The organism is Mesorhizobium sp. CNPSo 4688, assembly GCF_057784295.1.
In genome coordinates, this window is the sequence record NZ_JBWLUY010000020.1 from 37024 (window position 1) to 57173 (window position 20150).

The 20150-nt window shown below is 62.9% G+C and carries 17 protein-coding genes and 1 pseudogene; 12 read left to right on the forward strand and 6 right to left on the reverse strand.

Annotated features, from left to right (window positions below):
• Positions 1-115: 115 nt before the first annotated feature.
• The 6 genes and pseudogenes from rfbA to AC04SH_RS28950 form a co-directional block, all read left to right on the forward strand.
• Positions 116-781 (forward strand): annotated as a pseudogene (rfbA, locus tag AC04SH_RS28925) (glucose-1-phosphate thymidylyltransferase RfbA); the annotation flags it as partial.
• 45 nt (positions 782-826) lie between these two features.
• Positions 827-1381, forward strand: a complete 555-nt coding sequence (rfbC, locus tag AC04SH_RS28930) for a dTDP-4-dehydrorhamnose 3,5-epimerase (RefSeq protein WP_488577555.1) — start codon at positions 827-829, stop codon at positions 1379-1381.
• A 25-nt stretch (positions 1382-1406) separates the two neighbouring features.
• The gene (gene rfbB / locus AC04SH_RS28935) at positions 1407-2501 is read left to right on the forward strand and encodes a dTDP-glucose 4,6-dehydratase (protein ID WP_488577556.1); all 1095 of its coding nucleotides are present in this window, start codon (positions 1407-1409) and stop codon (positions 2499-2501) included.
• Positions 2498-3385, forward strand: coding sequence for a dTDP-4-dehydrorhamnose reductase (rfbD, locus tag AC04SH_RS28940; RefSeq protein ID WP_488577557.1), 888 nt, complete (start codon positions 2498-2500; stop codon positions 3383-3385). Before rfbB ends, rfbD begins: the two co-directional genes overlap by 4 nt.
• 371 nt (positions 3386-3756) lie before the next feature.
• Entirely contained in the window at positions 3757-5742 is a 1986-nt protein-coding gene (locus AC04SH_RS28945; protein ID WP_488577558.1) for an SDR family NAD(P)-dependent oxidoreductase, read from the forward strand.
• Positions 5743-5936: 194 nt separating this feature from the next.
• Positions 5937-6482 carry a sugar transferase gene (locus AC04SH_RS28950; protein WP_488577559.1) on the forward strand — a complete coding sequence of 182 codons (546 nt, stop codon included), beginning with the start codon at positions 5937-5939 and terminating at the stop codon, positions 6480-6482.
• Here the strand turns inward: AC04SH_RS28950 and AC04SH_RS28955 are convergent.
• Both AC04SH_RS28955 and AC04SH_RS28960 read right to left on the reverse strand, forming a co-directional pair.
• Positions 6473-7423 (reverse strand): NAD-dependent epimerase/dehydratase family protein, encoded by a 951-nt coding sequence (locus AC04SH_RS28955; protein ID WP_488577560.1) that lies wholly within the window; start codon positions 7421-7423, stop codon positions 6473-6475. The genes AC04SH_RS28950 and AC04SH_RS28955 overlap by 10 nt on opposite strands.
• Positions 7420-8703, reverse strand: coding sequence for an O-antigen ligase family protein (locus tag AC04SH_RS28960; protein ID WP_488577561.1), 1284 nt, complete (start codon positions 8701-8703; stop codon positions 7420-7422). Before AC04SH_RS28960 ends, AC04SH_RS28955 begins: the two co-directional genes overlap by 4 nt.
• Positions 8704-9178: 475 nt before the next feature.
• Here AC04SH_RS28960 and cysD point away from each other — a divergent pair, with 475 nt between their 5' ends.
• From cysD to cysQ, 3 genes are read left to right on the forward strand one after another with little or no spacing between them, the layout of a single operon-like run.
• Positions 9179-10084 (forward strand): sulfate adenylyltransferase subunit CysD, encoded by a 906-nt coding sequence (gene cysD / locus AC04SH_RS28965; protein ID WP_192256445.1) that lies wholly within the window; start codon positions 9179-9181, stop codon positions 10082-10084.
• A 2-nt stretch (positions 10085-10086) separates the two neighbouring features.
• A complete protein-coding gene (gene cysN, locus AC04SH_RS28970; RefSeq protein ID WP_488577562.1) occupies positions 10087-12024 on the forward strand; it encodes a sulfate adenylyltransferase subunit CysN in 1938 nt (645 codons plus the stop codon).
• Positions 12025-12034: 10 nt separating this feature from the next.
• Positions 12035-12823, forward strand: a complete 789-nt coding sequence (gene cysQ, locus AC04SH_RS28975; protein WP_488577597.1) for a 3'(2'),5'-bisphosphate nucleotidase CysQ — start codon at positions 12035-12037, stop codon at positions 12821-12823.
• Between the two features lie 3 nt (positions 12824-12826).
• Here cysQ and AC04SH_RS28980 read toward each other — a convergent pair whose 3' ends face one another.
• The 4 genes from AC04SH_RS28980 to AC04SH_RS28995 form a co-directional block, all read right to left on the reverse strand.
• The gene (locus AC04SH_RS28980; RefSeq protein WP_488577563.1) at positions 12827-13969 is read right to left on the reverse strand and encodes a DegT/DnrJ/EryC1/StrS family aminotransferase; all 1143 of its coding nucleotides are present in this window, start codon (positions 13967-13969) and stop codon (positions 12827-12829) included.
• Positions 13970-14264: 295 nt separating this feature from the next.
• Complete coding sequence (locus AC04SH_RS28985; RefSeq protein WP_477234072.1) at positions 14265-15188, reverse strand: carbohydrate kinase family protein; 924 nt, start codon at positions 15186-15188, stop codon at positions 14265-14267.
• Positions 15185-15631: an RbsD/FucU family protein gene (locus AC04SH_RS28990; protein WP_488577564.1), complete on the reverse strand. Its 447-nt coding sequence runs from the start codon at positions 15629-15631 to the stop codon at positions 15185-15187. Before AC04SH_RS28990 ends, AC04SH_RS28985 begins: the two co-directional genes overlap by 4 nt.
• Positions 15632-16858, reverse strand: coding sequence for an ROK family transcriptional regulator (locus tag AC04SH_RS28995; RefSeq protein ID WP_488577565.1), 1227 nt, complete (start codon positions 16856-16858; stop codon positions 15632-15634).
• A 264-nt stretch (positions 16859-17122) separates the two neighbouring features.
• Here AC04SH_RS28995 and AC04SH_RS29000 point away from each other — a divergent pair, with 264 nt between their 5' ends.
• The 3 genes from AC04SH_RS29000 (at position 17123) to AC04SH_RS29010 (ending at position 20057) form a co-directional block, all read left to right on the forward strand.
• Entirely contained in the window at positions 17123-18100 is a 978-nt protein-coding gene (locus tag AC04SH_RS29000) for a substrate-binding domain-containing protein (protein WP_488577598.1), read from the forward strand.
• A 95-nt stretch (positions 18101-18195) separates the two neighbouring features.
• Complete coding sequence (locus AC04SH_RS29005; protein ID WP_488577566.1) at positions 18196-19278, forward strand: ABC transporter permease; 1083 nt, start codon at positions 18196-18198, stop codon at positions 19276-19278.
• On the forward strand, positions 19275-20057 hold the full coding sequence (locus AC04SH_RS29010) for an ATP-binding cassette domain-containing protein (protein ID WP_488577567.1): 783 nt from the start codon (positions 19275-19277) through the stop codon (positions 20055-20057). The genes AC04SH_RS29005 and AC04SH_RS29010 overlap by 4 nt, the downstream gene beginning before the upstream one ends.
• Positions 20058-20150: the final 93 nt, after the last annotated feature.

The following is a 20150-nucleotide window of genomic DNA, read 5'->3' on the forward strand; positions in this document are numbered from 1 at the left end:
CGGCGGGAAGCAGGCGCCGGGCAGAGGCTCGGCAACCGGCAGGCCCTGTTCGGTCAGCACCTCGCGATAGGCACGGGCGCGCTCTGATCGGCTTGGGTAACTCAAGGAGATTCGGTTGAAGGGGATTATACTTGCTGGAGGCAGCGGAACCCGCCTTTATCCTATAACATTAGCGATATCTAAACAAATTCTACCGATACATGACAAGCCGATGATCTACTATCCGCTGAGCGTATTGATGCTCGCCGGAATTCGCGAGATTCTTATCATCTCGACGCCACGCGACTTGCCGATCTTTCGCGAGTTGCTGGGTGACGGTTCGGAATTCGGGCTCGAATTGTCCTATGCCGAACAGCCGCAGCCCAACGGGCTTGCCGAGGCCTTCATCATCGGCCGCGACTTCATCGGCAAGGACAATGTGTCGATGATCCTCGGCGACAACATATATTTCGGTGAGGGCCTGTCGCAGCTCTGCCGCGCTGCCACGCAGCGGGAAAGCGGGGCGTCGGTGTTCGCCTACCATGTCGAGGATCCGCAGCGCTATGGCGTGGTGTCGTTCGACAAGCTCAGCGGCACCGCTTTGACGATCGAGGAAAAGCCAGAGAAGCCGAAGTCCAACTGGGCGGTCACCGGCCTCTATTTCTACGACAACGAGGTCGTCGACATCGCTTCGACGATCAAGCCCTCGGCGCGCGGCGAGCTTGAGATCACGGCGGTCAACAACGTCTATCTCGAGCGCGGGCAGCTGCATGCGCCATGCGCCTGGGCAAGAACGAATACGCCGCCTATCTGCGCCGGCGTGTCGCCGAGCTGACGGAGAATTAGAGTGCTGGAAGTCAGGCAGCTCGGTTTGGACGGCGTGCTCGAGATCGTGCCGAAGCGGCACGGCGATGCGCGCGGCTATTTCATCGAGACCTGGAATGCCGAGCGCTTTTTTGAAGCCGGCATCGATTTGCGTTTCGTCCAGGACAATCACTCCTATTCGGCGGCCGCGGGTGTCGTGCGGGGGCTTCACTATCAGCTTCCTCCACGCGCGCAGGACAAGTTGCTGCGTGTGATCAGAGGCAAGATTCTCGACGTCGCGGTCGACATTCGCCGCAGCTCGAAAACCTTCGGCAAATGGGTCGCGCTCGAAATATCGGCCGAGAAAGGCAACCAGATCCTGGTGCCGAAGGGTTTCGCGCACGGCTTCGTCACGCTCGTGCCGGACACCGAGGTCCTGTATAAGGTCACCGACACCTATTCGCCGGCGCACGACCGATCGATCCGTTTCGACGATCCCGACATCGGCATCGATTGGCCGTCGCCAGCCGGCGCCTTCGAGCTCTCGGCCAAGGACCTCAAGGCGCCGACGCTTGCCACGGCCGAGGTGTTCGCATGACGCGCGACGATGTGAGGAGAGCGCCATGAATTTTCTGGTGACAGGCGGTGCCGGCTTCATCGGCTCGGCGGTGTGCCGGCATTTGTGCGCCAATCCGGCCTACCATGTGACCAATCTCGACAAGCTTACCTATGCCGGCAATCTCGCTTCGCTGCGCACGATCGAGAATGCGCACAACTACAAATTTGCGCAGGCCGACATCTGTGACGAGCGGGCGGTCCTCGACATCCTCCACCGCGACGAGATCGACGTCGTCATGAATCTCGCCGCCGAAAGCCATGTCGACCGCTCGATCGACGGACCCGGCGCCTTTATCGAGACCAACATCGTCGGCACCTACCGGGTGCTGAATTCGGCGCTCGAATATTGGCGCGGCCTTGGTGAGGACAGGAAAGCCCGCTTCCGCTTCCACCATGTCTCGACCGATGAAGTGTTCGGCGATCTGCCCTTCGACGGCGGCATGTTCGTCGAGGAAACGCCTTACGCGCCGTCCTCGCCCTATTCCGCCTCAAAGGCGGCGTCCGACCATCTGGTGCGGGCCTGGCACGAGACGTATGGCCTGCCGGTCGTGCTCTCCAACTGCTCGAACAATTACGGGCCATATCACTTTCCCGAAAAGCTGATCCCGCTGGTGATCCTCAACGCGCTCGACGAAAAGCGGCTGCCGGTCTACGGCGCCGGCGCCAATGTGCGCGACTGGCTGTTCGTCGAGGATCATGCCCGCGCCCTGGAGCTGGTCGCCACCAAGGGGCAGCCGGGCGAGAGCTACAATGTCGGCGGCAATTCCGAGCGGACCAACTTGAGCGTCGTCGAGACGATCTGCGATCTGCTCGACGCCAGAAGGCCACGCGCCGGCGGCAAACGCTATCGCGATCTGATCAGCTTCGTCACCGATCGCCCGGGTCACGACCGCCGCTACGCCATCGACGCCTCCAAGATCGGCAGGGATCTCGGCTGGGCGCCAGCGGAGAGTTTCGACAGCGGCCTGGCAAGGACGGTTGACTGGTTCCTCGACAACAAATGGTGGTGGGGGCCGATCCGCGAACAGCGCTATGCCGGCGAGCGGCTCGGGCAAGTGCAGTCCCGGGGCCAGATTGAAGGCAGGAAGGGCGCGGCGTGAGGCTGGTTGTCACCGGACGCGACGGTCAGGTCGCCACCAGCCTGCTGGAGGCCGGGCAGGGGCGTGATGACGTTGAGGTCGTCGCGGTCGGGCGGCCGACGCTCGATCTGGCGCGGCCCGACACGGTGTTCGACGCTCTCGCAGCAGTGCGGCCGGACACCGTGGTGTCGGCTGCCGCCTACTCCGCGGTCGACCAGGCCGAGGATGAGCCCGACCTTGCCTTCGCGGTGAACGCCGTAGGCGCCGGCAAGGTCGCCGAGGCGGCGGCACGGCTCGGCGTGCCCGTCATCCATCTGTCGACCGACTATGTCTTCGACGGTTCGAAGGACGGCGCCTATGTCGAGACCGACGCCACCGCGCCGCTCGGCGTCTACGGCGCCTCCAAGCTCGCCGGCGAACTGGCGGTGGCAGCAGCCAATCCGCGCCACCTGATCCTGCGCACCGCCTGGGTCTACAGCCCGTTCGGCAGGAATTTCGTCAAGACCATGCTGCGGCTGGCCAGCGACCGCGACGAGATCGCTGTCGTCTCCGACCAATGGGGGAACCCGACATCCGCACTTGATATTGCCGATGCGATCCTGCAGGCGGCGGCGATGTTGCGCGATGACGACAGCTTCGATGGCTATGGGATCTACCATCTCGCCGGAGTTGGCGACGTCAACTGGAGCGGCTTTGCCCGTCACATGCTCGACACGAGCGCGCGGCACGGCGGCCCCACAGCGCGGGTGCGGGACATCGCGACCAGCGACTATCCGACCAAGGCACGGCGCCCTCCCAATTCACGGCTGTCGACGGCAAAATTCGCCACGACTTTTGGCTGGAATGCGCTGGATTGGCCGAAATCGACGCAAAAGGTGGTTCTATGTCTCCTTCGGCCTGCTTGATGATGCCGTTGCCAGGATCTGTCCATAAAAGGGGCGCGAATCGGCAAATTCGCGGATTCTTGATCGCGAACAGAGGCGCAGCCTCGCCTCGCCGATGCCCTCCTGCTTTTGTTGCCCCAGTTGCACCTGTCGTCCCAGCGGCTCGACTTTTTGCGAAAATCTCGCGAAAATATTAGCCGATTGATCTCCCAATCCCTTAACCAAGCAGCTTGCGAAAAAAATATCTGGCGACGCCCCCAACTCCACGCTATGCGATACAAAGCGGCGGGGCTGGGGATTGGCACTCCAAACAGGTGATTGGTGACGGGTTTCCGTCGCTCTCGCACTACGTTAGTGTCCAAGTCCTTGCGCCTGGAGTTCAGTACTACCCAATGACATCCTATGTAGAAGCCGTATCGGGACTTCGGCCGAAGATGCGGCGCGCCATTATAATGATCCAGGACCTGGTCATGGTCTTGGTCGCGGTGGCGCTGAGTCTCGGGCTTTCGCAGTCGAGACTTTCATTCGATGCGCTCTCCTGGCCGGGCCTGGCGTGCTGGGTGAGCATTGTTCTGCTCAGCCATCTCTTGTTTCGCTATTGCGGTCTCTACAACACCGTGTGGCGCTTCGCCTCCACCCCCGACTTCTTCAACATCCTGAAGAGCTGCGCGATCCTGACCGTCACGCTCTATGTCGTCTCGCTGGCGGTTCGATCGTTTCAGCCGGTGACCGGCCTAAACGAGCGCCAGTTTATCGTCTTTTTCCTCGTCTCCTTCACCATCATTTCGGCGCCGCGGCTCTACTACCGCTTCCTGCGCGACGGGGCGAGCTGGCGAATCCTGAGCCGCAATGCAAACAATGTGGCGATCAAGCAGGCGCTGTTCGTCGGCAGGCTCGGCGAGGCAGACGTCATCATCCGGTTCACGCGCACGGCACAGCCGCCCGAGTATTCCATCGCCGGCATCATGGCCATCGAGAACGGCGCGCCGCTGGGCACGCAGATCCAGGGCGTCCCGGTGGTGGCCGTGCGGCCCCACCTGGTCGAGGTGCTGGAAGAATATGCAAGAGGCACCAAAAGCCTCGACATGCTGATTTTCGGCAATGGCACCGAACGCGAGATCGAGTATTCGGAGCTGGTCCGTGTCGCCCGCCACAGCGGCATAACCGTCGTCCAGTTCTCCGGCGTCTCGGAGCTCGGGCAGGGCGGCAAGCTGGTCCTCGACGCTGTCGAGATGGAAACGATCCTGCGCCGCTCCACGGTTCCGTCGGACGTTGAGCGCATTGGCGGCTTCGTCAGCGGCAAGCGCGTCCTGGTGACCGGCGGCGCCGGCTCAATCGGTCGCATCCTGGTCAAGCGGTCGCTGGAACTCGGCGCCGAGGCGGTTCTGGTTGCCGATATCTCGGAGTTCGGGATTTTCCAGCTCGACCAGCAGGTCGACGAGAAGGATCATGCCCGGCTCAAGAGCCGTATCGTCGATGTCACCGACCGGCGCCAGATCACCCGCGTCGTCAGCGACTTCAAGCCCGACATCATCTTCCACGCCGCCGCGCTCAAACATGTGCCGCTGCTCGAGGAGAACTGGGAATCGGCGATCCAGACCAACATTTTGGGAACCCTCGTCTGCGCCGAGGTTGCCGCCAAATGCGGGGTGCCGCAGTTCCTGCTGATTTCCAGCGACAAGGCGGTCGATCCGACCTCGGTGCTCGGCATGACAAAGCGCGCCGCCGAGCAGATCGTCTCTTCGCTGCACGAAACGCACGCCACCGAACCCAATGGGCGTCACTCCGGCACCAAGTTCATTGCCGTGCGGTTCGGCAATGTCTTCGGCTCCAACGGTTCGGTCGCCACCATCTTCCAGGCGCAGATCGAGGCCGGCGGTCCGGTCACCATCACCGATCGCCGCATGACCCGCTACTTCATGACGGTGGCCGAAGCCGTCGACCTCGTCATCATGTCGGCGGCCGATGCCGAGCGGCGCCAGGGCAAGGACGATTACGCCATCTACATGCTCGACATGGGCAAGCCGGTGCCGATCCTCGAAGTCGCCGAAACCATGATCCGCATGGCCGGCAAAAGCCCCTACACCGACATTCCGATCCGTTTCACCGGGATCAGGCCGGGCGAGAAGCTTCACGAGGTGCTGCATGGCGGCAATGAGGAGATTGTCGCGCTCGATATCCCCAAGATCTTCGGCCTGCGAACCGATGTCGTGGGGTGGTCCAGGGTCCAGGCAGCGCTGACGTCGCTGCAGGCGGCCATGCGCGACCAGGACAAGGCCGCCGCGCTTGCCGTCATGGCGGGGCTCCATCAGGCGGAAGAGCCTCAAGCCGACGCGCGCCGCGAAACCGTTGCGAAAACAGTCGGGCAAGCGGGTTAAGCCTGTCGCGAGCGGCTGTGATTGGGCCGGCCATGATCCGCGGCCGTTGGTGCGATACAGACGGCATGAGGCAAATCTGATCGGGGCCAACGTGTCGTGCTTTCCTTGTGCGGGGCGGATGGCCGCGTACTACCCGACCGTCATTTTGCCTCCGGCGTTGGCCGGCATTGTTGTGAACCTGGGAGCATGCCGGCATGGCCGTGAAAGGGCCGAAGCGAGTTTTCGACCTCGTCGTGGCGGCGGTTCTCTTGCCGCCGACCTCGCCCGTCATCCTGCTTGCCATGTTGGCAATCAGGCTGTCGTCGCCTGGACCCGCATTGTTTTCTCAAACCCGGGTCGGACAGAATGGCGCGCTGTTTCGTTGCCACAAGTTGCGGACGATGGTTGTGGGAACGCCGTCTCTGCCCTCGCATCAGGCGCCGGCAAACTCCGTCACTGCCGCCGGCGCGGTGCTGCGAAAATTCAAGATCGACGAGCTGCCACAGCTGTGGAATGTGCTGAAGGGCGAGATGAGCCTGGTCGGACCGCGTCCGTGCCTGCCCACGCAAACGGAGCTGATCGAACGCCGTAGGCAATTGGGTGTGCTTGCGGCGCTTCCGGGCATTACCGGGCTGGCGCAGATGAAAGGCATCGACATGTCGGACCCGAAACTTTGCGCCGAGACCGATGCCGAATATCTCACGATGGCCTCGATCGGCCTCGATATCCGCATTCTTGTAGGCACGATCTTCTATCGCTGAGCAGCACCCGATTTGTAGCGGCGCGCGAGTTCGGTCAATTGTTCGAGCGTATCGGTCCGCGACGCCCAGCCTTCGGAGAGCAGCAGGGATGGATCGCAAATCTGTGTCGCTGTGATCGCGTCCCATGCTTTGCGTTTGCCCAGTAAGGTCAACACTGCCCGCATCAGGCCGGCAGGCACTCTAGACAGCCGCAATGAGTAGCCAAAACCGTTCCGGAACGCCCCGATGATTGCCGAGACCGGGAGAGGAGGGTGATCGCAGGTGACATAGACGGGGCGAAGCGGCTGCTGACGGCTCAACAGATACACCGCAGTCCGAGCTGCCGCCTCGCATGACATCAGCGATCGTACGCCGCTGAAGGCCGCCGCCGGCAGCGACAAGGCCATAGGCATGCCGCCCAGGCGCATCAGCGTCGCCAGGTTTCCCTTCATGCCTTCGCCATAGATCGACGGCAGGCGCAGCGCCGTGGCATCGGTAGGTCTGGACGCATAGGCTTCCAGCACCCTGATCTCGCCTTCGCGTTTCGAGCGCCCATAGGCGCATTGCGGGGCTGGCGGTGTCGCCTCGCTGATCGTCCCACTGAAACCGGGACCGACTACTGCCCGGATCGAAGACAGATAGATGAAGCGCCCGCTGGCCTGCGCGGCGGCCGCGCGCGCCAGCTGTTCGGTCAGTGTCGCGTTGGCGGCCAGGAAGTCGGCCTCGCTCGCCTTGCGGTCATTGTTGAGAGCCGCACAGTGGACGACATCGGTGATATCTCGCATCAGCGCCTGGAATGCCTGGGCCGGTGCGCCGAAGTCCGGCAACAGCACGGCATCCCTCGCGGGATCGAGCCGTTCCGGGTGACGCGATGCCATGCGCACCTCGAACCCCGCTTGGCCAAGCTGGTTGACGACCTGCCTGCCGATGAAGCCCGTCGCGCCTGTGACCAGCACTTTCATGGCTGGCTTGCCTGCGGCGTCGAGGCCAGTTCGGGCAACGCCTGTTGGCGGCCCGAAGCAAGATAGGTCCCGGATACCAGGAACACCATCAGTGTCGAATCGAGGATGTCGTGGCCGACCAGGATGCCGGTCAGGCCGCCGATGAGATAGGTGATCACGGTAACGACAATCATCGTGGCGCCGAACCGCTCGATCGTATCGGCGCTGGTGCGCAGCACGACGGCCGCATTTCTTGCGACAACGACGAAAATAGCCGCCAAGGTTATGGCGCCAAGCAGCCCTGCCTGCACCAATGCGGTGAGGAAGCCGTTGTGGAAATGGCTGAAACCCACGGACGGCATGTTGAACTGATTGCGGAATCCATCCTCTATCAGCTCACGGCTTGCAGCAATGCCGTGACCGAAAATCGGCATGTCGCGGAAGGCGCTGAGGCCGATCTGCCAAAGCGCAGCACGGAAGCCGAGTGCCGTGGTGTGGTCACCTTTCGTGGCCAGTGCATTCCAGTCGCTGAAAAGGAAGGCTGCGCGCTCGGAAATGATGGGGAATCCGACGGCGGCGATAACCACGCCGATCGCGCCCGCAATCAGCAGCAGACGAATGACATTTCGGCTGGTGAGCCTGCGACGGTTGATAAGCGGGACGGCGATGCCGGCCACCAGCATCGCCAGCCAGATGATCCGCGACTCCGAATAGAGGATGGCGACCGTCCCGGCCAGCGCCGCGCAGGCCAGCAAGGCTTTTTTCTTTTCGATGCCAGACAAGGCGCCCGCCAGGCACATCATCACACTGAGGCAGGTGACCGTTGCAAACACGATCGCATTGCCGGCGCCGCCTTCGGCCCGCATGCCCAGCCAGTAATATTGGACGATCGCCAGCAGCAGGGCGCCAAAACAGGCGGCAGCACTCGCCAGCACGACGATGCGCGCCAGCGTGGTTTTCTCGGTAATGCTCCAGGTCGCGTATGACACGGGGAAAAACAGGAAGGTGATCAGTCCCGCCAGATGCGGCACATCCCTGGCGATCGAATTGTTGACGATGGAGGCGAGCACGCAGGCTGCGCCATAGGCATAAATGGCGACCGTCATGGCGGTCATCGGCTGGTCGATGTTGAAGTGCCGTCTTTTCAGCGCAAGCAGAAACACCGACCACAGGCCGCCGCCATTGAACACAAAGCTGACCGCCGACCCCAGCACAGGCGGGCAAAAGAAGCAGAGGATGGAGAAGGTGATGTTGATCCGTGACGGCGAGAGGTGCTGCTTGATGGTGGAAATCGGGGTCAATGCTCTGGTTCACAATGCGCTGGGGTCGCTTGGCGACGGACGGTGTTTGGTGGCGACTTTTTTGCAGCATCCCGCCCGGTGCGGGTTCAGGAGCCGGTATAGCGGCTGGGTCCGGTTTTCGATAGTGCGGCGAGGATCTTGCGGCCATCGAAATCGGCGGCGTGGCCGCATCGCATAACGAAAGCATCTATCGGCCCGACCGTTTTCCCGAGGGTTCCGCCAAGATTTTTCACGGCCTTTGAGGGCCATCAATCTGTCGGGCAGAAATTTCCGGATTTCGGGCTTTTCGTGGAAAATTCGTTCCTTATCGGGTTGGCCGCCGACCTTTCCAGCGTTGTTATATCAGGTGGCGATCTGCTAGAACGCCGGCACGAACCGATAGTGTCCAGCGGTGAAGCTTGAACCGGGCGGCTGAAAAAGACGCCCGATCCATCTGATGCAAGGTCTGGATGGCACGAGAGAACGCTCACAGTCCATGAACATCGCGCTTACGCATTTGCAGCGGCTCGAGGCCGAATCCATCCACATCTTCCGTGAGGTTGCTGCCTCCTTCTCCAAGCCGGTGATGCTCTATTCCGTTGGCAAGGATTCCTCCGTGCTGATGCATCTGGCGATGAAGGCCTTTTATCCGGCCAAGCCGCCTTTTCCCTTCTTGCATGTCGACACCACCTGGAAGTTCCGCGAGATGATCGCCTTTCGCGATCAGATGGCGCAGAGGCTCGGCTTCGACCTGCTCGTCCATGTCAATGAAGACGGCGTGCGCGACGGCATCAACCCCTTCGACCACGGCTCCAACACCCACACCCATGTGATGAAGACTGTGGCGTTGCGGCAGGCGCTCGACAAATACGGTTTCGACGCCGCCTTCGGCGGAGCGCGGCGCGACGAGGAGAAGTCGCGCGCCAAGGAGCGCATCTTTTCCTTCCGCAACGCCCAGCATGTCTGGGACCCGAAGAACCAGCGGCCGGAAATGTGGAAGATCTTCAACACCCGCATCGCGCCGGGCGAATCGATCCGCGTCTTTCCGCTGTCGAACTGGACCGAACTCGACATCTGGCAGTACATTCTGCAGGAGAACATTCCGATCGTGCCGCTCTATTTCGCCAAGGAGCGGCCGGTGGTCGAACGCGACGGCATGCTGATCCTCAAGGACGATGACCGCATGGCGCTGCGCCCCGGCGAGACGGTGGAGAACCGCCTGGTGCGCTTCCGCACGCTCGGCTGCTATCCGCTGACCGGCGCTATCGAATCCGACGCCGACACGCTGGAAGCCATTGTCGGCGAGATGCTGACGGCACGCACCTCCGAGCGCCAGGGCCGCCTCATCGATCGCGATGAAGCCGGCTCGATGGAAAAGAAGAAGCGCGAGGGGTATTTCTGAGCATGCGCCACATCCTGGCCAAGAGCCTCGCCCCAACCGACGGCATCCGCGAATACATGGCGGCACAGGAGAAGAAGTCGCTGCTGCGCTTCCTCACCTGCGGCTCGGTCGACGACGGCAAGTCGACGCTGATCGGCCGCCTTCTGTCCGACACCAAGCAGATCTTCGAGGATCAGCTCGCCGCGCTCGAACGCGATTCGCGCAAGCACGGCACCACCGGCGACGACATCGACTTCGCGCTTTTGGTCGACGGCCTCGAGGCCGAGCGCGAGCAAGGCATCACCATCGACGTCGCCTACCGCTTCTTCGCCACGCCCAAGCGCAAGTTCATCGTCGCCGACACGCCCGGCCATGAACAATACACCCGCAACATGGCGACCGGCGCCTCGACCGCCGATCTCGCCATAGTGCTCATCGATGCGCGCCAGGGCGTGCTGCGCCAGACCCGGCGCCACTCGATCATCGCCTCGCTGCTCGGCATCCGCCACATCGTGCTTGCCGTCAACAAGATCGATCTCGTCGGTTTCGACCAGGCGGTGTTCGATCGCATCGTCGAGGATTACCGCCAGTTCTCGCACGAGCTCGGCTTCCAGACGATCGTGCCGATCCCGATGTCGGCCCGCTACGGCGACAATGTCACCAGCCGCTCGGACAAGACGGCGTGGTATTCCGGCCCGTCGCTGATCGAACATCTCGAAACCGTGTCGGTCGACGAGGCTGCGGTCGAATTGCCGTTCCGGTTTCCGGTGCAGTATGTCAACCGGCCCAATCTCGATTTCCGCGGCTTTGCCGGCACCATCGCGTCCGGCCAGGTCGCGCCGGGCGACGAGGTGGTCGTCGCAAAATCCGGCAAGGCCTCGCGGGTCAAGCGCATCGTCGCGCACGGCGGCGATCTCGCCCAGGCCGTCGCCGGCCAGGCCATCACCCTTGTGCTCGACGACGAGGTCGAGGTCTCCAGAGGCAACTTGCTGGTGTCACCCGCGGCACGGCCGCAGGTCGCCGATCAATTCGCCGCCAACATCGTCTGGTTCGACGAGGCAGCGCTGCTGCCGGGCCGCTCCTACATCCTGCGCACCGAGACCGACCAGACCAGCGCCACCGTCACCGACCTGAAATACCGCGTCAACGTCAACGACTTTGCCCGTGAGGCGGCAAAGTCGCTCGACATGAACGAAGTCGGCATCTGCAACATCTCGACCCGCGCGCCGATCGCCTTCGACACCTTCGCCGACAACCGCACCACCGGCGCTTTCATCCTGATCGACCGCATCACCAACGCCACCGTCGGCGCCGGCATGATCCTGCATACGTTGCGCCGCGCCGAAAACATCCACTGGCAGTCGCTCGATGTCGGCAAGCGCGGCCGCTCCGACCTGAAAGGCCAGCGCCCTGCCGTGTTCTGGTTCACCGGGCTTTCCGGCTCGGGCAAGTCGACCATCGCCAATTTGCTCGAGAAGAAGCTGTTCGCCTCGGGACGCCACACCTACATTCTCGACGGCGACAATGTCCGCCACGGCCTCAACCGCGATCTCGGCTTCACCGATGCCGACCGCGTCGAAAACATCCGCCGCGTCGCCGAAGTGGCCAAGCTGATGGCCGATGCCGGGCTGATCGTCATCGTCTCCTTCATTTCGCCGTTCAGCGCCGAGCGCCGCATGGCGCGCGAACTGATGGCCGATGGCGAATTCGTCGAGGTGTTCGTCGACACGCCGTTCGAGGAATGCGCCAGGCGCGACCCGAAGGGCCTTTACGCGCGGGCGCTGAATGGCGAGATCAAGAACTTCACCGGCGTCGATTCACCGTATGAAGCCCCGGAAAAACCGGAAATCCATCTTAAGACACTCGGCAAGACGGCCGAGGAGATGGTAGAGGCTCTGGAACACTGGCTGAACGAGCGCGACATTGCTGAAGACCAATACGAAGCCGGCGGCGGCATCTGACGACGAGGTGATGCTGGCCGTATTCGAGCGCCTGGCGCTCGAAGCAGGACGCGAGGTGATGCGGGTCTTCAAGGCCGGCTGCGCGGTCGACAGCAAGTCCGATGCCTCGCCGGTGACGGAAGCTGACCGCGAGAGCGAGACGATCATCCTTGCCGGCCTGCGTGCGGCTTATCCCGACATTCCCTGCGTGGCCGAGGAAGAGGTCGCCGCCGGCATTGTGCCGCCTGATCTCGATGGCGCCTTCTTCCTGATCGATCCGCTCGACGGCACCAAGGAATTCGTCAACCGCAGGACCGATTTCACCGTCAACATCGCGCTCATCCGCGACGGGGTGCCGGAAGTCGGCGTCGTCTTCGCGCCGTGCAGCGGCCGCTTCTTTTCGGGACGGCCGGGCAGGGCGGAAGCAATCGAAGTCGACGACGATTACCGGATCGTCGGCCGGCGGCGTATTTCGGTCAGGACGGCGGTGACGCCGCTCGCTGTCGTGGCCAGCCGCTCGCACAACACGCCGGAGACCGAAGCCTTCATCAGGGACCTCGGCGCCGCCGAGATCGTCTCGGTCGGCTCATCGCTGAAATTCTGCCTGCTCGCCGCCGCCGAAGCCGACATCTATCCGCGCTTCGGCCGCACCATGGAATGGGATACCGCGGCCGGCGACGCCGTGCTGCGCGCCGCTGGCGGCATGACACGCACGCTGGACGGCGAGCCGCTCACCTATGGCAAGCGTAAGCAGAGCGACGATGCGGATTTCGCCAACCCGCATTTTATCGCCAGCGGGAAGGCGACGGAGGCGGCGTAAGAATTACGCTGCCGCGACATGCGCCGAGTTCGAGCCGATGTAATTGCGGATCGTCTCGATGATGCGGTCCTGATCGGCTTCGCTGAGATAGGGATGCATCGGCAGGCACAGGATCCGCTTCGGCAGTTCCTCCGAAACGGCAAGCCCGGTCGGCGTGCGCGGATAGTCGCGATAGGCGACCTGCTCATGCAGCGGCTTCACATAATAGATCACTGACGGGATGCCCTTTTCGCCGAGATGCGCCCGCAAGCCGTCGCGGTTCGGCGTCTCGATGGCGTATTGCGCCCAGGCCGAGCGGCCGCCACCCAGATTGCGCGACGCCTTGACGATGTCGCCGAGACCTTCGGCATAGCGCTTGGCCACCGCCTGGCGGGCGACCATCTCGTCTTCGAGGATGGCAAGCTTCTCGATCAGGATCGCCGCCTGGATCGTGTCGAGGCGTGAATTGATGCCGACGCGGACATTGTCGTACTGCGTTTCGCCCTTGCCGTGGAAGGCAAACGAACGAAGCTGGTCGGCCAGCGCATCGTCATTGGTGAACATCGCGCCGCCATCGCCGTAGCAGCCGAGCGGCTTTGCCGGATAGAAGCTGGTCGAGCCGACATGGCCGAAGGCGCCGCACATGGTGCCGTCGGCTGAGCCGCCGATCGACTGCGCCGCATCCTCGATCACCAGCAGCCCTTCGCGCTTGGCAATCGCCATGATCGCATCGTAGTCGGCGGCAAGTCCGAACAAATCGACCGGAATGATCGCCTTCGGCTTCAGCCGGCCTTCCTTCTTGATCATCGCGATCGCCGCCTCGAGGCTGGCGATGTCGATGTTGTAGGTCTCGGCGTCGACATCGACGAACACCGGTTCGGCCTTGGCCAACGCCACCACTTCCGCCGTCGCGGCGAAGGTGAAGCTCGGCACGAACACCGCGTCGCCCGGGCCGATGCCGGCGGCAAACAGCGGCAGCAGCAGCGCGTCGGTGCCGTTGGCGCAGGCCACGACATGCTTGGTGCCGACATAGGCGGCGAGCTTGTTTTCGAATTCGGTGACCTGCGGCCCGAGGATATAGCGGCCTTCCTCGACGACATTGTCGATCGCGGCCTTCAGCCGGTCGCGGATACGTTCGCGCTGCGCGCCAAGATCGATGAACTGCATGTCGGCCTCAAAACGGTAATGCGCGCGGTCCAGGGAACAACGATACGCGCAGAAACAACAACTTAACCGGCCCGCTGGTACCAGAGTTGGGCCGGTCGAGAAAGCCGGACCGGCCAGGCGGCCGGCAGCCGAGGTGTCGCAGCCCGTTACCTCAGGTTCTTGCCGCACTGCAGCAAGATGCCGGAAATCCGGGCTTTCCAGGACGTGACGTGGCTGATTTATCGCGTCTTTCCGGCTCGCGGAAACATAAAGTGATCGGCTCTCATGGGCGGCTAGCGGCCGGATAAAGCGTAGATCAGGCGATTTCATGCCGCCAGGGCGGATTGGCGCCGGCTCGTGACACCGTCACCGCCGCCGCCTTGGAACCGAGCGCAAGCGCCTGGCGGATGGCGTCCTCGGAAAGGCCGCCCATCTCAGCCTTGGTGAGCAGGCCTTGCTCGTGCAACGAGGCCAGAATACCGGCATTGAAAGTGTCGCCGGCGCCGACCGTGTCAACCACCTCCACCTTTTGCGGCATTACGGTGACCTTGTGCTCGCGGCTGTAGCCGACAGCACCCTCGCTGCCATGGGTGACGACGATCAGCTTCGGCCCGCGGTCCAGCCAGTTGCGGATGACATCCTCATGCGACCCGGCCTCGCCGAACCAGTGCAGATCCTCATCCGACAATTTCACGATGTCGGCCATCGCCATCATCGAGCGGATGCGACGCAGATGCCTGGCTTTGTCGGGGATGAAATTCGGCCGGATGTTGGGATCGAGCATCATGACGCGGCGCTGGTGCTCGCGCTTCATGAATTCCTCGTAGGCAGCACCCGCCGGGTCCGAGATCAGGCTGATGGCGCCAAACAGCATGGCTTCGATCTCGGCGCCGAGTTCCGGTAGGTCTTCGATGGTCAGCATCCGCCCGGCGGTGTTCTCGTCGTAGAAAGTGTAGGTCGCCTGGCCGTTGGTGAGCCGCACGAAGGCCAGCGTGGTGGGGCGAGGGGAGGTGTGCGCATAGGTGGAGCTGACCTTGCTTGCCCCCAGCGCCTCGCGGAACTGGCCGCCGAACAGATCCGACGACAGGCCGGAAAAGAAGCCGGCGGGCGCGCCGAGGCGGCCAAGCGCGATCGCCGTGTTGAACACCGCGCCGCCGACATAGGGGGCAAAGGCCGGCTCGCCCAGCGTGGTGGTGCGCGGCAGCATATCGATCAGGGCTTCGCCGCAGCAGAGGATCATGTCTTAGGACTTTCCGGCGGATAGATCACGCCTTTGCGGATGATGATGTTGGCGTAGAGCCTGGGTTCACCGGTCGCGACGATCGCATACGCCGACCGGACGCGTGCATAGAAGTCAGCGCCGGCCAGCGCAACCACCTTGCGGCCCGGAGCTCGCTTGGTGCAGATCGCCTCGATCTCGCGGTGGACCGGATCGGCAACCGAGGGATCGCCTTTGACCGAGGCGCGAAACAGCGCTTCCGGCACGAAGTCGTCCACCGGCAGCACGCTCAATATGGCGTCGAGCACCGGTATCAGGTGATGACCGTCGGCTCGCACCAGCCGGTTTGCCTGTTCTTCCGCCGGGTAGTTGCCGTCGACGAGCGCAATTTCGTCGCCATGGCCCATGGCGCGCAAGGTCGCCAGAAGCTCCGGACCGAGCAGCGACGGAATACCGATCAGCATTCAGGTGCTCCTGGAAATCGTGGTCGAACCGATGAGGAAGCGTTCGGACAGCGGCAGGCTGGCGCCACCCAGCGCGCGGGCATGGATGCCGACGGTGCCTTCGCGCACGTCCGGCAGCTTCAGACCTTCACCGTCGATCGTGTCGATCGTCTGCCTGACGGCGTCGACGAGGCGACGCCGTACCGCGAGCGGCATCCAGCCGTCGATCACCGCGGCCTCGAAATCAATCACCGAGGACGCCGCGACAATGGCGTAGGCAAGCGCCCGCGAGGCGCTGGCGATCCAGTCGTCCAGATCGGCGCCGATGTCGCCCCATTCCTGCGGTGAGGTCCAGAGATAGGAGCCGTCGATGCCGCGCGCGCTGAGCGCCTTTTCCAACATGGCGATCGAGGCGACGTCGATGAGCTGCGTCGGCTTGCCGTCCGGCCCCGGAACCGGCATCGAACCCAGCGCCCCGGCATTGCCGGTCGGTCCGCCAAAAAGCCGGCCGTTGAGCACGATGCCGCCGCCGGCAAAGGCGCCGATATAGAAATAGACGAAGTCGCGCGCGCCGCCGGTCTGACCGAACACCAGTTCGGCGCCACAGGCTGACGTCGCGTCGTTCTGCAGATAGACCGGGAATTCGCATTGCGACTGGATGTCGGCGCGGATGTCGCGATGGCGCCATTCGTCCATGATGTCGCGCGGCGCACCCGCCGTATCGGCCCAGTTCCACAGTTCGAACGGCATGGCGATGCCGAGCCCGGCAATGCGCTTGTCCTGCGCCGGTGTCAGTTCGGCGCGCATCGTCTTCATGCCCGACGTAACGAACTCCACCGTCTCGCGTGGCGCCGGATAGCGGTAGGAGTGCTGCAGCATCGAGCGCACATGCCCAAGGAAATCGATCAGCACCAGTTCGGCGCTGCGGCGGCCGATTTTGAGGCCGATGAAGAATGCGCCTTCGGGGTTCAGCGCCATCGGGATGGAAGGCTGGCCGATCTTGCCGCGCAACGGCGCCTGGCGCACCAGCAGGCTGTCTTCCTCCAGTTCGCGCATGATCACCGAGACAGTCTGCGCCGACAGGCCGGTCATGCGCGCAATGTCTGATTTGGCCAGGCTGCCATGCTGGCGCACCAACGACAGCACCAGCCGCTCATTGTGGTCGCGCATGCCGCTCTGGTTGGTGCCACGGTGGAGACGGCTGGCGGCCGCCTCGGGCGAACCGTGCCTCGCAATGCCGGTCTCCACCCTTGTTCCTTCCCTTGGTTTATTCTTACTGCTTTTGCGGCAGAATGGGTGAACCATGCAATGCTGTCAATAATAAATAAGAGTGATTTAATTATTGACAGCCCCGGCTGACTGGTGTCTTTTGAGGGCGCGTCCACACTGGGAGAACTTCAGTGGATGCGCTCGAGATGCCGGTTGGCGGCATCCGCATGGTTCCATGGGAGGAAGATCGTGACCAAAGCATTATTGAAGTCCACCGTGTTCGCCGCGGCTGGCCTCGGCCTGATGGCGTTTGCCTCTACGGCATTCGCCGCCGGCGTCGGCGCCTGCCTGATCACCAAGACCGACACCAACCCCTTCTTCGTCAAGATGAAGGAAGGCGCGACCGCTAAAGCCAAGGAGATCGGCGTCGACCTCAAGTCCTATGCCGGCAAAGCGGAAGGCGACAACGAAGGCCAGGTTGCGGCAATCGAATCCTGCATCGCCGATGGCGCCAAGGGCATTCTGATCACCGCGACCGATACGGCGGCTATCGTGCCGGCGGTGAAGAAGGCACGTGACGCAGGAGTGCTTGTGATTGCTCTGGATACGCAGCTTGAGCCTGCCGACGCCGCCGATGCGACCTTTGCCACCGACAATTTCAGGGCCGGCGAGCTTATCGGCTCTTGGGCCAAGGCGACGCTGGGCGACAAGGCCAAGGATGCCCATATCGCCTATATGGATCTGATCGCCAGCCAGCCCTCAGTCGACGTGCAACGCGATCAGGGCTTCATGAAGGGCTTCGGCATCGACCTTGGCGACCCCAAGAAAATCGGCGACGAAACGGATGCACGCAATGTCTGCCACGATCTGTCGAGCGGCAACGAGGATGGCGGCCACACCGCCATGGAGAACTGCCTGCAGAAGGATCCGGATATCAACGTGGTCTATACCATCAATGAACCGGCGGCCGCCGGTGCCTATCAGGCGCTGAAGGCAGTCGGCAAGGAGAAGGACGTACTGATCGTCTCGGTCGACGGCGGCTGCCCCGGCGTCAAGAACGTTGCCGAGGGTGTGATCGGCGCCACTTCGCAGCAATATCCGCTGCTGATGGCCTCGCTTGGGATCGAGGCGATCAAGGCCTTCGCCGACAGCGGCAAGAAGCCCGAGCCGTCGCCGGGCCTGAACTTCTACAACACCGGCGTGACACTGATCACCGACAAGCCCGCCGCTGGCGTAGAATCCATCGACACCAAGGCAGGCCTCGCCAAGTGCTGGGGTTGATTTGAGTTCCTAATAGGCTCAATCTCAAAACAACGAATAAGAAAAATTGCGCGGGGCGGTTTCAACCGCCTCGTGCATCAGGCGGGGAGGCCGTGTTGAGCGTTGAAACGACCAAAGTCAGCGGACCGCAGGAATTTGAGAAGACTTTAGCTGCCAGCGACACCAGCGTCGCTTCTTTCGACACCCATTCTCGCACTGCGCTGGAGAGCATCCAGCACCGGCTGCACAAAAGTCCGGCCATGGTGCCGTTGATCATCCTGCTCCTGTCAGTGATGCTGTTCGCCATCGTCGTCGGCGGGCGTTTCTTTTCTCCGTTCACGCTGACGCTGATCCTGCAACAAGTGGCGATCACCGGCATGGTGGGCATCGCCCAGACGCTCGTGGTGCTCACAGCCGGCATCGACCTGTCCGTCGGCGCCATCATGGTGCTGAGTTCGGTCGTGATGGGTCAGTTCGCCATGCACTACGGCGTCCCGGCCCCGGTCGCCGTCGCAGTCGGGCTTCTCGTCGGCGCGCTGTGCGGCTTCATCAACGGCGTCCTCATCGCCAGGGTGAAGTTGCCGCCCTTCATCGTGACGCTCGGCACATGGTCGATCTATGCGGCCATCAATTTTATCTACTCCGGAAACGAGACCATCCGCAGCCAGGATCTCGAAACGACTGCGCCGCTCCTGCAGTTCTTCGGCAGCTCGTTCAAGGTTGGCGGCGCGGTGTTCACCTATGGCGTGCTTTTGATGCTGATCATGGCGGCGATCGCCTGGTACGTGCTCAACCATACCGCCTGGGGACGGCATGTCTATGCAGTAGGCGACGATCCGGAGGCGGCCGAACTGTCGGGTGTTCGGGTCGACCGGATGCTGCTCGCGGTCTATACGCTCACGGGCATCATCTGCGCCATTGCCGGCTGGGCCCTGATCGGGCGCATCGGATCGGTGTCGCCACAGGCCGGCCAGTTCGAGAACATCAACTCGATCACCGCCGTGGTGATCGGTGGCACCTCGCTGTTCGGCGGGCGCGGCTCCATCCTCGGCACCATCTTCGGTGCCCTCATCGTCGGCGTGTTTGCGCTTGGCCTGAGGCTCTGGGGCACGGACCCGCAATGGACGCAATTGTCCGTCGGCGCGCTCATCATCGTTGCGGTCGGCATCGACCAATGGATCAGAAAGATCTCGGGATGACCCAGGAACCAATCCTCACCGCGCGCGGTCTGGTCAAGCGCTATGGCCGCGTCACCGCCCTCGACAATGCCGACTTCGACCTTTATCCGGGCGAAATCCTTGCTGTCATCGGCGACAATGGCGCCGGCAAGTCATCGCTCATCAAGGCGATTTCTGGCGCGGCCGTGCCCGACGAAGGCGAGATCCGGCTCGAAGGCAAACCGATCGCCTTCAAATCGCCGATGGAGGCGCGCGAAGCCGGCATCGAGACGGTCTACCAGAACCTGGCTTTGTCGCCGGCGCTGTCCATCGCCGACAACATGTTCCTCGGCCGCGAGATCCGTAAGCCGGGCTTTCTCGGCGACTGGCTGCGCATGCTCGACCGGCCGGCGATGGAAAAGCGCGCCCGCGACAAGCTCACCGAGCTTGGCCTGATGACCATCCAGAACATCAGCCAGGCGGTGGAAACGCTGTCCGGCGGGCAGCGTCAGGGTGTGGCGGTGGCGCGCGCCGCCGCTTTCGGCAGCCGCGTGGTGATCATGGACGAGCCAACCGCAGCACTTGGCGTCAAGGAGAGCCGCCGCGTGCTCGAACTGATCCTCGACGTCAAGAAACGCGGGCTGCCGATCGTGCTGATCTCGCACAACATGCCGCATGTCTTCGAAGTCGCCGACCGTATCCACATCCATCGGCTGGGACGTCGCCTCTGCGTCATCGATCCCAAGCAATATACGATGTCGGATGCCGTGGCTTTCATGACCGGAGCCAAGGTTCCGCCGGAGGCGGCGCTCGCGGCCTGATCCGCTCGACGGATAAATTGCCGCAGGGGCAACCGGCGGCATATCGATCTAAATCGATTGAAAGTATGTTGCGATGCACTAGGATGGGCTGGG

What these genes read in the sequence shown, in the direction of transcription:
- rfbB (WP_488577556.1), top strand. Translation starts at nt 1,407, where the DNA reads ATGAATTTTCTGGTGACAGGCGGTGCCGGCTTCATCGGCTCGGCGGTG.
- AC04SH_RS28945 (WP_488577558.1), top strand. Translation starts at nt 3,757, where the DNA reads ATGACATCCTATGTAGAAGCCGTATCGGGACTTCGGCCGAAGATGCGG.
- AC04SH_RS28950 (WP_488577559.1), top strand. Translation starts at nt 5,937, where the DNA reads ATGGCCGTGAAAGGGCCGAAGCGAGTTTTCGACCTCGTCGTGGCGGCG.
- AC04SH_RS28955 (WP_488577560.1), bottom strand. Translation starts at nt 7,423, where the DNA reads ATGAAAGTGCTGGTCACAGGCGCGACGGGCTTCATCGGCAGGCAGGTC.
- cysD (WP_192256445.1), top strand. Translation starts at nt 9,179, where the DNA reads ATGAACATCGCGCTTACGCATTTGCAGCGGCTCGAGGCCGAATCCATC.
- cysN (WP_488577562.1), top strand. Translation starts at nt 10,087, where the DNA reads ATGCGCCACATCCTGGCCAAGAGCCTCGCCCCAACCGACGGCATCCGC.
- cysQ (WP_488577597.1), top strand. Translation starts at nt 12,035, where the DNA reads ATGCTGGCCGTATTCGAGCGCCTGGCGCTCGAAGCAGGACGCGAGGTG.
- AC04SH_RS28980 (WP_488577563.1), bottom strand. Translation starts at nt 13,969, where the DNA reads ATGCAGTTCATCGATCTTGGCGCGCAGCGCGAACGTATCCGCGACCGG.
- AC04SH_RS28985 (WP_477234072.1), bottom strand. Translation starts at nt 15,188, where the DNA reads ATGATCCTCTGCTGCGGCGAAGCCCTGATCGATATGCTGCCGCGCACC.
- AC04SH_RS28990 (WP_488577564.1), bottom strand. Translation starts at nt 15,631, where the DNA reads ATGCTGATCGGTATTCCGTCGCTGCTCGGTCCGGAGCTTCTGGCGACC.
- AC04SH_RS29000 (WP_488577598.1), top strand. Translation starts at nt 17,123, where the DNA reads ATGGCGTTTGCCTCTACGGCATTCGCCGCCGGCGTCGGCGCCTGCCTG.
- AC04SH_RS29010 (WP_488577567.1), top strand. Translation starts at nt 19,275, where the DNA reads ATGACCCAGGAACCAATCCTCACCGCGCGCGGTCTGGTCAAGCGCTAT.